Below are 14,908 nucleotides of genomic sequence, written 5' to 3' on the forward strand. Positions count from 1 at the left end.
GAGAACCTACATACTTCTTTGATCTAACTAAAAAGAATTTTTATGCGAAAGAGGGGTTTGATGAAGCTATGAAAAGGCTTGCGAATTGGCGTTTAGTTTCGTTATTTGCGATGCTGGCGCTTGCGCTTTCCGGATGCAGCGGGAAACCGTTTGTTTCGGCTTTAAGGCCTGCCGGTGAAGTTGCAGATATCCAATATGATTTAATGAAGTTAAGTACTTATATCATGGTTGGAGTAATTGTAGTAGTAATGGTTGTTTTCATCATTGTTTTTTTCCGTTTCCGGAGAAAAGATGACACTATTCCAAAACAGGTGGAAGGAAGTCATACTTTAGAGATTATTTGGACCGTTATTCCAATTCTTTTACTATTAATCTTAGCTGTACCAACAGTGGCAGCAACTTTTAAGCTTGCTGATGTAAAAGAAATGGATAAGAAGAACTCTGATGCATTAGTGATTAAAGTACGCTCTCATTTGTATTGGTGGGATTTTGAATATGAAAAACAAAAAATCGTTACCAGCCAAGACCTTGTTGTACCTACAAATGAAAAAGTTTATTTTGATTTAAAATCTTTAGATGTTAAACACTCATTCTGGATTCCGGCTGTCGGCGGGAAACTTGATACCAACACTGATAACGTTAATAAATTCTGGCTGGTATTTGACGATAAGCGGGCAAATGAAGCAGGCAACCTGTTCTATGGGAAGTGTGCAGAGCTTTGCGGACCATCACATGCTTTAATGGACTTCAAAGTAAAAGCAATCAGCCGTGATCAGTTTGATACATGGGTAAAAGATATGCAGGCTGTGAAAGCACCTGAAAAAGCACAAACAGATTTAGCAGCTCAGGGACAGGACATTTTTAATAAGAGCTGTATTGGCTGCCATGCTGTGACTCCTGATGTTAAACCTGAAGCAGCTCGTATTGCACCAAACTTAACAAACTTTGGTGAAAGATCACGTGTTGCAGGGATCCTAAAACATGATAAAGAAGAATTGAAAAATTGGATTAAAAATCCTGAAACCTATAAACCAGGCAACGAAATGACAGGTAAGTATCCTGAAATGACGGATGCAGAGCTTGATGCGTTGGCTGAATATCTAATGGGCTTAAAAGTTCAGGACTAAGGGGATTTGGAAAGAAAGGGAGGTTACATTGTGAGTACCTATGCTCAAAAAAAAGGAATTGGCGGAACTATTTGGGACTATTTAACAACAGTAGACCATAAAAAGATCGCTATCCTATATCTCATGGCAGGTGGATTGTTTTTCTTAATAGGTGGACTTGAAGCGATATTTATCCGTATTCAGCTTGCAGTCCCAAATAATGATTTTGTTAGTGCCGGCGCATTCAATGAAATTATCACAATGCACGGAACCACAATGATTTTCTTAGCCGCAATGCCGCTGTTATTTGCTTTTATGAACGCGGTTATGCCATTGCAAATTGGTGCACGTGACGTTGCATTCCCATTTGTCAATGCATTAGGCTTTTGGTTATTCTTTTTCGGTGGTATCTTTTTAAACCTTTCATGGTTTTTAGGAGGAGCGCCTGATGCTGGATGGACTTCTTATGCATCACTTGCCATTCATTCAAAAGGTCATGGTGTTGACTTCTATGTATTAGGGTTGCAGATTTCCGGTTTCGGTACGTTAATGGGCGGTATTAACTTCCTTGTAACGATTATTAATATGCGTGCACCTGGTATGACTTATATGCGGATGCCGCTGTTTACTTGGACAACATTTGTTGCATCAGCAATGATTCTATTTGCCTTCCCTCCATTAACAGTTGGCCTAACATTAATGATGTTTGACCGTTTGTTTGGAGCTAACTTCTTTGAAGTGGCAATGGGCGGTAACACGATTATTTGGGAACATCTTTTCTGGGTATTCGGGCACCCTGAAGTATACATTTTAATACTTCCAGCGTTTGGTATTTTCTCGGAAATTTTCTCGACTTTCTCTAGAAAGCGTCTTTTCGGTTACTCATCCATGGTGTTTGCGACTGTTTTAATCGGTTTCTTAGGATTCATGGTATGGGCACACCACATGTTTACAACTGGTTTAGGTCCTGTAGCGAATGCCATCTTCGCTGTAGCTACAATGGCAATCGGGGTTCCAACCGGTATTAAGATCTTTAACTGGCTGTTCACTATGTGGGGGGGGAGCGTTAAGTTCACCACTCCGATGTATTATGCATTCGGTTTTATTCCATCGTTCGTATGTGGTGGTGTTACCGGTATCATGGTTGCCACTGCAGCTGCTGACTATCAGTATCATGATACGTATTTCGTCGTAGCTCACTTCCACTATGTAATTGTCGGTGGTGTTGTATTAGCACTTCTTGCCGGAACACATTATTGGTGGCCTAAAATGTTTGGTACAATGTTAAACGAAACACTAGGTAAAATTGAATTTTGGTTATTCTTTATCGGTTTCCATTTAACATTCTTTATCCAGCACTTCTTAGGACTTTGGGGAATGCCGCGCCGTGTATTTACGTTCCTTCCAGGGCAAGGCTTTGACGCTGCAAATGCGGTAAGTTCTGTTGGAGCTGCATTCATGGCTGCAGGCGTACTGACTTTGTTAGCTAATGTTATTATTACGCAAGCTAAAAACGTTAAAGTGGACAATGACCCATGGGAAGATGGAAGAACTCTTGAGTGGGCAATCCCGTCACCGCCTCCATTCTATAACTTTAAACAGCTACCGCTAGTTAGAGGCTTAGATGCACTATGGTTAGAAAAAATGGAAGGCAAAAAAGGTATGACACCTGCTGAACCACTTGGTGATATCCACATGCCAAATGCATCATTTATTCCGTTTATGATTTCTTTAGGATTGTTTATTGCGGCATTTGGTGCAATGTATCATGTAAATGATAAGGCATGGGCAATTCCATTATTAATCTTTGGATTAGCAGTAACATTTGGATCTATGTTAGTTCGTTCGCTTAAAGACGATCATGGATTCCATATCCATAAAGAGGAATTAGTAAAAGATGAAAAGGGGGCTGGGGCATAATGCAAGCAGAAGAAAAAGTAACATATGAAACATGGCCTGCTTCGCCTGAAAAATCCACCCTTGAAGCGAAAAATAAATTTTTAGGTTTTTGGTTATTCTTAGGGGGAGAGACGGTTCTGTTTGCCTCTCTCTTCGCAACCTATCTTTCACTGAAGGATAAGGTGCCGGATTCAACCCATCATTTGGCAAAGGACATCTTTTCATTACCGCTGACACTTGTTGCAACAATGCTCTTATTAACAAGTTCATTAACAAGTGTATATGCTATGTATCATATGAAAAACTTTGCCTTTAAAAAAATGATGGTATGGCTGGCTGTTACCGTATTATTAGGTTTTGGCTTCTTAGGCCTTGAGATCTACGAATTTAATCATTACGTACATGAATACGGACATACTTTCACAAGCAGCGCTTTTGCTTCTGCTTTCTATACGTTGGTTGGATTTCACGGTGCTCACGTATGCTTTGGTTTAGGCTGGATATTGGCTTTGATGATCCGTAACTATAAACGCGGTCTTAGCCTTTACAATGCTCCTAAATTCTATGTTGCAAGTTTATACTGGCACTTTATCGACGTTGTATGGGTATTCATCTTTACGGTAGTATATTTAATGGGGATGGTGGGATAAATATGACAAATCAGCCATTAAGCTCAAGCAACCCTAGAGTTGACCTTGAATATCGCCGCAAGAAAAATGCGGAGGAAATGCGCCATCAAGTTATTTCCTTTACCCTTATGATTTTCTTAACATTCGTGGCATTCGCTGCTGTAGCTGTTAAAGGATTTACAGCATGGTTTATCGTACCATTTATTCTTCTTTTAGCAGCAGTACAGGTTGTATTTCAACTCTTTTACTTTATGCATATGAGCCATAAGGGGCATGAAGCACCAAGTATGTTTCTTTTTACAGGTTTATTCATGGGGTTAGTCATCGTATTAGCCTTTATGACGATCATTTGGTGGTAATTTCATAACTGTAAAAATGCCGCAAAAAGGCAATTAATAAAAAAGAGAGAATCGGCGTTTAGCCGATTTTCTTTTTGACCATTCTTCTTTTTTGTATCTTCTAAATAACACGGGTATAATAAAGACGGGATTCTTTATAATAATCGAGGTGAATGTAAGGTGCCGTTAAATATATTTGGATTTAAAGCCCTTTGGAGCCCGTATTTCTTAACGATCTTGCTAATAGTTACTGTCCTATTTTTTCTCATTACTACTAAATTTCGCTCAAGATTTCAGGACAGTGAGCCGTTAAAAACAAAACAGGCAGTTTTATTCCTTGCTTCTGTTTTCTTATTGTATGCTATTAAAGGCTCACCTCTGGATTTAATGGGACATTTAATGTTTTATATTCATGGGATCACGATGGTAATCTTAGTCTTATTGATTCCTCCAATGTTTATTAAAGCCGTTCCGCCATGGCTATGGAGGGCATTTTTGCAAATTAAACCGGTCAATTCGGTTTTCAATTTGGCGGTTAAACCAGTTGTGGCAGTACTTTTGTTTAATGGTCTGTTTTCGATGTACCATATCCCTACCGTATTTGATCAAATAATGCAAAATCGTTTTTATCATGGTGGCTATTCCATTCTCTTATTTGCCGCGGCCGTTTGTATGTGGTGGTCATTAGTTAGTCCGCTGCCAGAATATCAGCCTATTAGCGGGATTAAAAAGGTTGCGTTTTTATTTGCTAACAGCATGTTGCTGACACCAGCTTGTGCGATGATTATTTTTGCCGATACCCCGCTTTATGCAACATACTCCGACCCTGAGGTTTGGGGAAAAGTCATGAGCCTTTGTTTCGGGCCAGCTGCATTTTCCAATTTAAATTTAAGCGGTCCTGAATTGTTTACATCCATGCAGGTTGTAGATGATCAGCGTCTTGGCGGTGTTGTGATGAAAATCATTCAGGAAATCATTTATGCAGTTGTGCTGGCACAAGTATTTTTTGAATGGTACAAGAAAGATCAAGAAGAATCGGAAAAGGAAGTCAATCAAATCTTACATCCTACACCTTTAAAATAAACTCCCAGTTATCTTGGGAGTTTTTTTACGGAAAAAATGGTATGATTTGAATAAGAGTGGAAACTACTCTAAAATAATGGAAGAGAATATGATAAAGAGAGGACCTAAAATGAATACTTTGCCGATTTTACCGACGATTAGTACGTCATTTATAGTTTTAAGCGGTATTACTGTTGCAATAGGATGGTGGCAGATTAAACAAAAAAAGATAGAAGCCCATCAAAAAACTATGTTTTTAGCCGCTGTTTTTGCACTTATTTTCTTTATTATTTACGCATCTAGAACCATATTTATCGGAAATACGTCATTCGGCGGACCGGATCATATAAAAATTTACTATACTATCTTTTTAATTTTTCATATTACATTGGCGACAATTGGAGCAGTACTGGGGATTCTATCCCTTTATTCCGGTAATAAAAATAAACTCTCATTTCACCGTAAACTTGGTCCGGTTACAAGTATTGTCTGGTTTTTCACTGCGATAACCGGTGTAGCGGTATACTTATTATTATATGTCTTTTATAAAGGCGGAGAAACAACTTCGATGATTAAAGCAATACTTGGATTATAATGTTTAATAAAAAGACGCATGGATTGTCCATGCGTCTTTTATTGATTATTTTTGCGAAAACTTTTCTACTTCTGCTTTAACCTCCTCGATAATTTTCTTACATTGATTTACAAGACTTGCTGGATAGTTTTCGTCTGCCCCATATTCAACACCATGTGGATAATAATGTTTTCCTAAAACTGGTGTCATCAGTTGAATAGTGGCATTAAAGGTATCTACATCACCATTAAGTGCATAGCCTTGGATGCGAAGATAGTAGGTACCTTCTCTCAATTCAAATTTTCGATCGTATGTAACCCGTTCGTAGTCCCATTGGCCGGCACGAACTAAACCGTGTTGTTCCATCACTTCATCCAAACGGTTTAAATCCGCTTTGAACTTTTCAATACCGGTATTTTCAAATTTCATTATGAATCCCTCCTAAAAACAATGCCAATACCCCAATATTCATTATTTGGTTATATTGCAAGATTAATTCATTTTAATAATAGATGAAAACGCCATAACTTGCAATGGATTCATACAACGAATAATTCATTCCTGTTTGGAAAAGATAAGATTGTTTGAATTTAATTAATATAGGGGGTGATATGATGGAAAAAATTCGCGATATCATGACGGAAGATGTGGAGTGCTGCACCCTTTTAGATAATGTATACGAAGTAGCAGTAAAAATGAAAGAATTAAATGTTGGTGCGATTCCAATTGTAGATAACGAAAAATTAGTCGGAATGATAACTGACCGTGATATCGTCATTAGAGGTGTGGCCGAAAAAAATCCTCCATCATCAAAGGTAGAGAAAGTGATGAGTGATGAACTGATCACGATTTCGGCTGATGCAACTTCAAGAGAAGCGGCGCGATTAATGGCTGAACACCAAATTCGCCGTCTTCCGGTTGTGGACGATGGAAAATTAATTGGGATTGTTTCCCTTGGTGATTTTGCGATTCGCGAGTTAACGGATGATCAGGCGAAAGAAGCGCTGACACAAATTTCGGAGCAAACAGCTCCTCCTCAACATTAAAGTATTAGAAAACAGGTACAATCCTCCGTACCTGTTTTGTTTTTTATACGATTCCTATATCAAACATTAACAGAAATGATATAATTATTTTATCTATAAATTAAGAGGTTAGAGAGGATGATAGCCTCTGCGTACTTTATTTAGAATTTTAATTCTTTCGGCTGTATTTTTGACCGTAGGTTTTTATATCAGCCTTAATGATCAAGCGCAAGATAAGGTTCTTATAAAGGAAGACCATACGAAGGTAATGGACCAGCCATGGTCGAATAAACCAGATTTTAAACAAAACAAAACTACAGCGGTTGAACTGCCTAAAGAAGGCTTGGCCTTATTAATTGGAAAAAATATTGCAAGCGTAAAAAAAGTTTTAGGCACCCCGCAGCGGATAGATGACACTCATTATGGCTATCAATGGTATGTTTATAAACAGGATGATAAAAGATACTTACAAGTTGGAGTAGAAAAAAATCATGTAGTAACATTATTTGCTCTTGGGGAAAATTTGGATGTTGCTCCGTTTGAAATCGGCCAGCCTGTGGAGGAAATTTTTAATACTCAATATATTGATACAAACATTAACATTGAAATTAATAACAACTCCTACAGGTTTGAGCTTAACGATACCGATTTAAATCTTCGTCCAATTGTTCAGCTTGGAAATATCTATGCCCAATTGTACATAGATAAATTTACTGGAGTTTTATCAAGTGTCAGGTTTTTAAATGCCGAAACATTGATTAAACAGCGTCCCTACGAACTTGTATATAGCGGTCAGTTAATGGAGGCCGCGGCGCCTAGTGTGGAGAAATGGCAATTAATTGAAGCAGGAACTGCTAAAGAAATATTTGATATTACCAATGTTCTAAGAGTTAGATATCAAATAAATCCATTAACCTGGGATCAAAACACAGCAGATGCTGCCTTTTTGCATAGTAAGGATATGGCGGAAAATAATGACTTCTCTCATACCTCCAAAAAGTTCGGGAGCCTTTCTGACCGGCTTAATAAAGCTAAAGTAGTTTATCAAGCAGCAGGAGAAAATATCGCGGCAAAATATACAGACGGTCCTGAAGCCGTAGAAGGGTGGCTCAACAGTAAGAGTCACCGGGACACATTGTTAAATAATGAATTTACCCACATGGGAGTGGGAGTGTATCAAGAATTCTATACCCAAAATTTCATACAAAAAACGGCGGAATAAGGAGACCTCTTATTAAAGTAGGGAGTGTCTCCTTTTTACATTTTCACATTTCTTATTTTTTTTCATATTGTATCGTAGGTATGAATACGGCAGAGGTGAAAAAAATGACGCAAAAAAAATTACACCCATCCGTCCTAAAGTTTAAAGAATTTGTAAAAAATAATCCAACACTGATTCAAGAGGTAAGAAAGGGAAATTCTACATGGCAAGAATTATATGAAGATTGGTATTTATTAGGGGAAGACGACAAACGATGGGAAAACATTGGTACCGAGAGCAAGGCTGAGCCTGATTCAAGTACTGAATCATCAAAAGGGGACTTCATGTCCAATATCGTTGGTATGTTTAAAAATATGGACGCCAATCAAATGCAGTCACATTTAAATAATTTAAGTCAGGCAGTAGGTGCCATTCAAGGGCTTCTTGCGCAATTTCAAGGGTCTGGCGGCGGTGGGAATCCGGTAAACCCGCCTGAGGGGCCAAAGAACCCATTTTCATTTAGGCAAGATTAGCTAAGAAAGCGGGGTATCAATATGCGAAGAGAGGTATTTGATTATTTAGAACGCCAAAAGGATTTAAAGCGATTTGTACGTGAACAGCCACTATGGTACAGGAAATTATCGAGAAACCCATATGACCTGCAGTCACTTGAAATTGCATCATTGCATTATTATAAAAAAACAATTCCTCATCAAGTCGAAAAATTCTCTAACAGTGTACAAATGGCATCAATGATGTATTCCATGTTTCAGACAATGAAAGATCAAAATTAACGAAGGACACATTGATTTAATGTGCCTTTTTTTAATGGATGACAGTTAGACTAAAATTCAAATAGGAGGTGAAAAATACAACCATAAGGAGTGATCAACTTGTTAAAAGTACTTTATCTTTTTCTGGCAGCGGGTATTTTTTCCGGTACGTCAAATTTACATGGCACATCAAAGGTCACGGCGGAAAAGCAATTCGTTAATCGAAAAGAGCCAGCCGAGGTTTACAAACCAAATCCACAAGATCATCCTTTTCCCGCATTATTTGTTCAGCACAAAATAAAAGGTGATCATGTTTTCATTGAATGTATCGTAACAGGAATTACTTTCAGAGAGACTGAGCAAGCAACGCAAAAGGTTGGAAAAATGATTGTTTGGATTGATGGAAAACGAAATTCAGTCGTAGATTCCGCGGCATTTATCATTAAAGGGTTAAAACCAGGTAAACATAAAATAAAGCTGGAGGTAGTAAGCCTGCAAAATGTGCCATATGGTCTTGATAAGGAGTTTATGGTAAATATCCCAGAGTAATCGGATTCTCGCTTTCTCCCATTTTTCGTGCTAAAATGATGGTGGAGGTGGGCTTAAATTGCTTGCTACTTTAGAAAGAGTTCAATTATTGGAATATGCCGAAGACTTGGCCAAAATGGTCCTGGATTCTGACATTGCGGAACAATACCAGGATAGTTTATATAAAATGCAGCATAATCAGGAAACACAAAAAAAAATCAAGCGCTTTGTTGGTATGAAAGAGCTTTATGAAGAAGTGCAGCGGTTTGGTAAGTATCATCCCGATTACAAAAGGGTAATGAGCCAAATACGTGAGTATAAAAGGGAAATGGATTTAGATCCAAATGTTGCCGCATTTAAATTGGCAGAGAACGATCTTCAAACATTGCTTGATCAAATCAGCAAAGCGATAGGCTCGGCTGTCTCGGAGCATATCAAGGTGCCATCGGGAAATCCATTTTTCGAAACTGGCCACGGCTGCGGCAGCGGAGGCAGCTGCGGCTGTGGTTAAGGAAATTGAATTCAATTGAAGTTTGAATTGAAAAAGAATGTTTTATTATGCTAGACTTTATGTAATATGAGGTTTGATGAAGGGGAAAAGGGTATGTTTGTACAAAGGCAGGGACTGGTCATTTGGCTTTATTCTTTAAAACATGCGAAAATGCTAAGACGGTTTGGTAATGTCCATTTTGTATCAAAAAAGCTTAAATATGTTGTTTTATATTGTAATCAAGAGGATATCCAGGAAATAATGGATAAGTTGGATTCCTTTTCCTTTGTCAAAAAGGTAGAGCCGTCTTATAAACCTTTCTTAAAACTGGAATATGAGAATTCCTCACCGGATAAGGCAAAGGAATATGATTATAAAATGGGAATTTAGAAAGGTGGGGTTATACCTCACCTTTTTTATTTTTGAATAAAAAAAACCCCGTAGAAATCTACAGGGTCCTTCCAAATCCCTTATAAAAGGATAGAAGGCAAAGGGAGAGGAGAAACCGGAGGAAGAACTTATGGGGAAACGTAAGTCTTCTCCGCGGTTGGCAACAACATCCTCGAATTGATGTTGTTACTATCATTATTTCCACAACCCAAAAGCTTATACGTTTTTTTTAATTTTTTTCCTTCAGAATTGATTCACCTTCCCCATAAGTCTTATTTGTCTACCTTTATGGAATTATGATAGGATGTAGAAGATAATCTGTATGTATGGAAAAGGGGCAGATAGCCAAAAAAGCAAATTTTATAAGATAAAATTATAGTGGAAAATATATATTGCATACTCGATTAAAGTAAATCTGTGCTCTGCTCACACCGCCTTTATTGGCAAGGAAAGTTTTTCTGAATTAGTTTTGATAGTAAATGATGGCGTGAAACGCCAAATAAGTTTTGAGAAAAAATGTGGTGATGATTGATGAGGGTGGTTTCTGGCATTTGTAAAGGAAGACCTCTTAAAGCTGTACCGGGAAATACAACCAGACCAACAACTGATAAAGTAAAAGAAGCAATTTTTAATATGATTGGGCCCTATTTTGATGGCGGTATAGGCTTGGATCTTTTTGCCGGCAGCGGAGGGCTGGGACTGGAAGCACTTAGCAGGGGCCTTGAGAAGGTTATATTTATTGATCGGGATCCCAAGGCAATCCAAATAATTTACGAGAATATTAAAGCGTGCCGATTAGAAGATCAGACAGAGGTATTTCGAAATGATGCCGACAGGGCTGTTAAAGCGTTGGTGAAGAGGGGAATCGGTTTCGATTACATATTTATGGACCCTCCATATAAAAAACAGCATCTTATTTCTTTAATGGAAAAAATGGATGACCAGAATATGATAAATGATAACGGAATAGTTGTGTGTGAGCATAGTTTTGACGTAAAATTACCTCATACAGTGGGGAGACTGGGACAAATAAAATACGAACAATATGGGATTATAGCGGTTACAATTTATTCAGTATTAAATGGGGAATAAGGGGGAGATCATTTGGGTAGCATAGCCGTTTGTCCAGGTAGTTTTGATCCAATTACGTACGGTCATCTAGATATTATCCGCAGGGGTGCAAAGGTATTCGATCAGGTATATGTTGTCGTTTTAAATAATTCTGCGAAAAATCCATTGTTTTCGGTTGAAGAACGGATTAATCTGATTAAAGAAGCCACAAAGGAAATTCCAAACGTAATGGTGGATGAGTTCTCCGGTCTTCTCGTAGATTACGCTAAGAATGTCAATGCAACGGCTATTTTGAGGGGACTTCGGGCTGTTTCCGATTTTGAATATGAAATGCAGATTACTTCAATGAACCGATATTTAAATGACCATGTAGAGACCTTTTTTATAATGACAAACAATCAATACTCTTTTTTAAGCTCAAGTATGGTGAAGGAAGCAGCCAAATATAATGGGAATATATCTGGGCTTGTTCCAGCTGTTGTTGAAAGAGAATTGAAGAAGAAGTATAATGGGGAACAATAAGTATAAAACCGGAGGCATGATGCCTCCGGTTATTTAGATTCTAGCCTTTTTTAATCGGATAAATAGTATCCCAATGTATATGGTCAGTGAGAAGATGGTAATCAGCGGTCCCATTTCGAGCATCTTTTGATATGTATCATATGCCCATGATCCTTCTCCAAAAAAGCCGACTGGGAGCGCGTTTGTAGGCCGTTCTTGATCGCTCAAGCGCAGGTAAACTGAGTTCCAAAATAAAAGGGTGAAGACACTGGCAAAGATTCCTTGCAAAATCCTTGCGAAGAAAAATGGTTGAAAACGGATATCTGTTTGTGCCAGAATGCTTGCTACCTGGGCCTGAACACTTAAACCGCTGAAGCCTAAGATGAAACTTGTAATCATCGCCTGCTGCAGAAGAGTAGCATCCTGGACGGAACTTGTCAGCTGACTGCCTAAAGTGATTTCAAATATACCTGAAATAAATGGAATACTTAACATCTCCGGAAAGGCAAGGCTTGAGAACAGGAACTCCACCACCTTGCCTAAGGCCGCTGTAATGTGTAATAAGTATAGAATTTTGTTAATGACGGAAAAAATGATAATAAATCCGCCTACCATCAGTAACGTTTGAATCGATGAATTGACAGCATCCCCAAGCAGCTGGCCGATTGGACGGTTATCCTTCAATCTTGTTTGATGAAGTGCCGAAAACGCCCAGCGGATTGTGACTTTTTTATGTTTTTCCATTGTTCCCTTTGATGATTTCCCTCCATAAAACCTCATGACAATGCCTACGGAAAGATTGCCTAAATAATGTGCCAAAGCCAAAATGATTCCAAGCTTCGCGTTATGAAAAAAACCTACAGCAACAGCACCAAATATAAATAACGGATTGGAGGAGTTTGTAAACGAAACAAGTCTTTCCGCCTCTATTCGCGTTAGCTGTCCTTCTTCCCGCAGTCTGGCAGTAAATTTCGCTCCAGCCGGGAAACCGGAAGCAAGCCCCATCGCCCACACAAACCCTCCAGCCCCTGGCACACGAAATAGGGGTCTCATCAATGGCTCAAGCAGTACGCCAATAAACCTGACAACCCCGAAGCCAATTAATAATTCGGAAACAATGAAAAACGGGAGGAGCGAAGGAAATACGATCTTCCACCACATATTTAGTCCCCTTCTTGAGGCTTCAAGAGACTCTTGCGGAAAAAAAATCAGCGATGCTGCTAAGATTGTAACCGATATTGATAAAATGATGGTTTTAAGTTTAGACTGGAACAATCAAGAGTCCTCCCTCCTAGAGGTGCTACTAGAAAATTTATTTATTGAAATGGTAAAATAGGAATAATTCTTTGAAATTGTACAGCTGCAGCGCTTTTAGCTTTGCCTGTCCCCATATAAAAGAAATATACTCATAGAACATTAATTTAGACCATAAGATTGAACGAGATTTCCTAAATTAAACGAAATTTGTTTCGTGATCAGGTAGGAGGGTCCTTATGAAGCACCCTAAAATAGGCTTGGCGCTTGGCTCCGGGGGTGCACGTGGGTTTGCTCATTTGGGTGTCATTAAAGTATTAAAGGATGCGGGGATTCCGATTGACTTAATTGCCGGCAGTAGCATGGGGGCTCTTGTTGCCTGTTTTTACGGGGCAGGAATCGACCTTAACAGGCTATATACATTGTCGACGGCCTTTAAGCGAAAGTACTTTTTAGATTTTACGGTTCCCAAAATGGGTTTTATCACGGGCAAGAAAGTAACGGAATTTATCAGAATGTTTACCCATGGGAAGAATATTGAGGACTTTTCGATTCCAATATCCATTGTAGCAACTGATTTATTAACTGGGGAGAAAGTGATTTTTACAAAGGGATCTGCCGCTGAGGCGGTAAGAGCAAGCATTTCCATTCCGGGAATTTTCGTTCCGGTAAAATATAATGGAAGACTTCTAGTTGATGGCGGTGTGACAGACCGCGTACCGATTTCAGTAGCAAAGGAAATGGGAGCAGACATTGTCATTGCAGTGGATGTTTCACGGGTTAAGCAAAACGCCGAGATAACCTCCATTTACGATGTCATCATGCAAAGTATTGATATTATGCAAACGGAGATTATTAACATCCAGGAAAGTGCGGCAAATATCATGATTAGACCTCCGGTTGAGGACTTTAGCTCCAGGGCTTTTACAAATATCGAAGAAATTATTAAACAAGGGGAGGAAGAAACGAAAAAACACCTTGACCAAATTGCTGCTGAAATTGAACATTGGAAGGGAAGAAATTAGCTTGCGTAAAAAAATTTATGTTGGTTCCTTTATTTTACTCATCTTTTTGTTAATTGGGGGAATGTATTATTCTCTGCCATATTACGTTTCGAAACCGGGAATGGCGAAGGAGCTTGCCCCAATTATAACAGTTGATGATGGGTATCAAGAAAAAGGAAATTTCATGTTAACAACAGTTCGAATGGGCAGAGCCAATATTTACTCTTATTTAGAAGCAAAAATGCGGAAATATGAAGAAATATATCCTATTGAAATGATTTTAAACAAGGAGGAAACTGAGGAAGAATATAACGTCAGGCAGCTCCATTTAATGGCGGCATCGAAATTGAATGCCATTGAAGTGGCATATCGTAGAGCGGGACTGCCTGTTCAGTATAATTATAAAGGAATTTATGTTATGCAGGTTTTCCCGGGCATGCCTGCCGATGGTATCTTACAAGCAGGTGACCGGATTTTTAAGATTGACGGAAAGAGTTTTTCTTCTTCGGAAAAGTTTATTAGTTATGTAGGGAAAAAGCATGCAGGAGATCATGTAACATTAACCTTTACAAGGAAAAACACCGAAAAAACAGCCAAATTGACCCTCAAACCTTTAAAACAGGACCCTAAACGGGCGGGAATTGGCATTACATTAGTGGATGACAAAGAAATTGTTGTTAAGCCAAACGTAAAAGTAAAAACAAACGATATCGGCGGTCCATCTGCCGGGCTTATGTTTACGTTGGAAATATATAATCAACTGACAAAGGAAGATTTCACGAAGGGATATCAAATTGCCGGAACCGGTACGATGGATGCTGCCGGTAACGTTGGACCTATTGGCGGTATTGAACAAAAGATTGTTGCCGCCGACAAAGCTGGCGCGGAAATCTTCTTTGCTCCAAACGAAAAGGGGGCAAAAGACTCCAACTATCGCGCCGCGGTAAAAACGGCTCGCGATATTAACACAAAAATGAAGATCATTCCTGTTGATACGTTTAATGAAGCAGTAGAATACTTGAAGAAACTGCCTAAGAAAAAATAAGATGGTGCTTACACCATC

The 14,908-nt window shown here is 38.8% G+C and carries 19 protein-coding genes; 17 read left to right on the top strand and 2 right to left on the bottom strand.

Annotated elements, in window-relative coordinates; all coding sequences use genetic code 11:
* Nucleotides 1–68 precede the first annotated feature (68 nt).
* From coxB to A6749_RS20795, 6 genes are all read left to right on the top strand, one after another.
* Nucleotides 69–1,127 carry a cytochrome c oxidase subunit II gene (coxB, locus tag A6749_RS20770; RefSeq protein ID WP_066395581.1) on the top strand — a complete coding sequence of 353 codons (1,059 nt, stop codon included), beginning with the start codon at nt 69–71 and terminating at the stop codon, nt 1,125–1,127.
* A 30-nt stretch (nt 1,128–1,157) separates the two neighbouring features.
* Complete coding sequence (ctaD, locus tag A6749_RS20775) at nt 1,158–3,026, top strand: cytochrome c oxidase subunit I (protein ID WP_066395585.1); 1,869 nt, start codon at nt 1,158–1,160, stop codon at nt 3,024–3,026.
* A complete protein-coding gene (locus A6749_RS20780) occupies nt 3,026–3,655 on the top strand; it encodes a cytochrome (ubi)quinol oxidase subunit III (RefSeq protein ID WP_066395593.1) in 630 nt (209 codons plus the stop codon). The genes ctaD and A6749_RS20780 overlap by 1 nt, the downstream gene beginning before the upstream one ends.
* 2 nt (nt 3,656–3,657) lie before the next feature.
* The gene (gene ctaF / locus A6749_RS20785) at nt 3,658–3,993 is read left to right on the top strand and encodes a cytochrome c oxidase subunit IVB (protein ID WP_066395597.1); all 336 of its coding nucleotides are present in this window, start codon (nt 3,658–3,660) and stop codon (nt 3,991–3,993) included.
* A 159-nt stretch (nt 3,994–4,152) separates the two neighbouring features.
* Nucleotides 4,153–5,055, top strand: a complete 903-nt coding sequence (ctaG, locus tag A6749_RS20790; RefSeq protein WP_066395600.1) for a cytochrome c oxidase assembly factor CtaG — start codon at nt 4,153–4,155, stop codon at nt 5,053–5,055.
* 109 nt (nt 5,056–5,164) lie between these two features.
* The gene (locus A6749_RS20795; RefSeq protein ID WP_066395601.1) at nt 5,165–5,629 is read left to right on the top strand and encodes a DUF420 domain-containing protein; all 465 of its coding nucleotides are present in this window, start codon (nt 5,165–5,167) and stop codon (nt 5,627–5,629) included.
* Between the two features lie 45 nt (nt 5,630–5,674).
* Here A6749_RS20795 and A6749_RS20800 read toward each other — a convergent pair whose 3' ends face one another.
* Nucleotides 5,675–6,037, bottom strand: coding sequence for a YugN family protein (locus A6749_RS20800; protein WP_066395603.1), 363 nt, complete (start codon nt 6,035–6,037; stop codon nt 5,675–5,677).
* Between the two features lie 185 nt (nt 6,038–6,222).
* On the opposite strand from A6749_RS20800, the gene A6749_RS20805 reads away from it, so the two are divergent.
* From A6749_RS20805 to coaD, 9 genes are all read left to right on the top strand, one after another.
* On the top strand, nt 6,223–6,654 hold the full coding sequence (locus A6749_RS20805; RefSeq protein ID WP_066395606.1) for a CBS domain-containing protein: 432 nt from the start codon (nt 6,223–6,225) through the stop codon (nt 6,652–6,654).
* Nucleotides 6,655–6,823: 169 nt separating this feature from the next.
* Nucleotides 6,824–7,855, top strand: coding sequence for a CAP domain-containing protein (locus A6749_RS20810; protein WP_066395609.1), 1,032 nt, complete (start codon nt 6,824–6,826; stop codon nt 7,853–7,855).
* A 104-nt stretch (nt 7,856–7,959) separates the two neighbouring features.
* Nucleotides 7,960–8,367, top strand: coding sequence for a YlbD family protein (gene ylbD, locus A6749_RS20815; RefSeq protein ID WP_066395612.1), 408 nt, complete (start codon nt 7,960–7,962; stop codon nt 8,365–8,367).
* Between the two features lie 21 nt (nt 8,368–8,388).
* On the top strand, nt 8,389–8,628 hold the full coding sequence (locus A6749_RS20820; RefSeq protein ID WP_066395620.1) for a YlbE-like family protein: 240 nt from the start codon (nt 8,389–8,391) through the stop codon (nt 8,626–8,628).
* 99 nt (nt 8,629–8,727) lie between these two features.
* The gene (locus A6749_RS20825; protein WP_066395630.1) at nt 8,728–9,156 is read left to right on the top strand and encodes a hypothetical protein; all 429 of its coding nucleotides are present in this window, start codon (nt 8,728–8,730) and stop codon (nt 9,154–9,156) included.
* Between the two features lie 58 nt (nt 9,157–9,214).
* Nucleotides 9,215–9,646 carry a YlbF/YmcA family competence regulator gene (locus A6749_RS20830; RefSeq protein ID WP_066395635.1) on the top strand — a complete coding sequence of 144 codons (432 nt, stop codon included), beginning with the start codon at nt 9,215–9,217 and terminating at the stop codon, nt 9,644–9,646.
* Nucleotides 9,647–9,739: 93 nt separating this feature from the next.
* Nucleotides 9,740–10,015: a YlbG family protein gene (locus A6749_RS20835; protein WP_066395638.1), complete on the top strand. Its 276-nt coding sequence runs from the start codon at nt 9,740–9,742 to the stop codon at nt 10,013–10,015.
* 531 nt (nt 10,016–10,546) lie between these two features.
* Nucleotides 10,547–11,107 (top strand): 16S rRNA (guanine(966)-N(2))-methyltransferase RsmD, encoded by a 561-nt coding sequence (rsmD, locus tag A6749_RS20840; protein WP_066395640.1) that lies wholly within the window; start codon nt 10,547–10,549, stop codon nt 11,105–11,107.
* A 12-nt stretch (nt 11,108–11,119) separates the two neighbouring features.
* Entirely contained in the window at nt 11,120–11,608 is a 489-nt protein-coding gene (gene coaD, locus A6749_RS20845; protein ID WP_066395642.1) for a pantetheine-phosphate adenylyltransferase, read from the top strand.
* A gap of 33 nt (nt 11,609–11,641) precedes the next feature.
* Here coaD and ylbJ read toward each other — a convergent pair whose 3' ends face one another.
* Nucleotides 11,642–12,862 carry a sporulation integral membrane protein YlbJ gene (ylbJ, locus tag A6749_RS20850; protein WP_066395644.1) on the bottom strand — a complete coding sequence of 407 codons (1,221 nt, stop codon included), beginning with the start codon at nt 12,860–12,862 and terminating at the stop codon, nt 11,642–11,644.
* A 218-nt stretch (nt 12,863–13,080) separates the two neighbouring features.
* On the opposite strand from ylbJ, the gene A6749_RS20855 reads away from it, so the two are divergent.
* Complete coding sequence (locus A6749_RS20855; protein ID WP_066395647.1) at nt 13,081–13,866, top strand: patatin-like phospholipase family protein; 786 nt, start codon at nt 13,081–13,083, stop codon at nt 13,864–13,866.
* 1 nt (nt 13,867) lies between these two features.
* Nucleotides 13,868–14,890, top strand: a complete 1,023-nt coding sequence (locus tag A6749_RS20860) for a SepM family pheromone-processing serine protease (RefSeq protein WP_066401078.1) — start codon at nt 13,868–13,870, stop codon at nt 14,888–14,890.
* The last annotated feature ends 18 nt before the right edge of the window (nt 14,891–14,908 follow it).

The sequence above is a fragment of the Neobacillus mesonae genome (assembly GCF_001636315.1).
Taxonomy (GTDB): Bacteria; Bacillota; Bacilli; order Bacillales; family Cytobacillaceae; genus Neobacillus; species Neobacillus mesonae.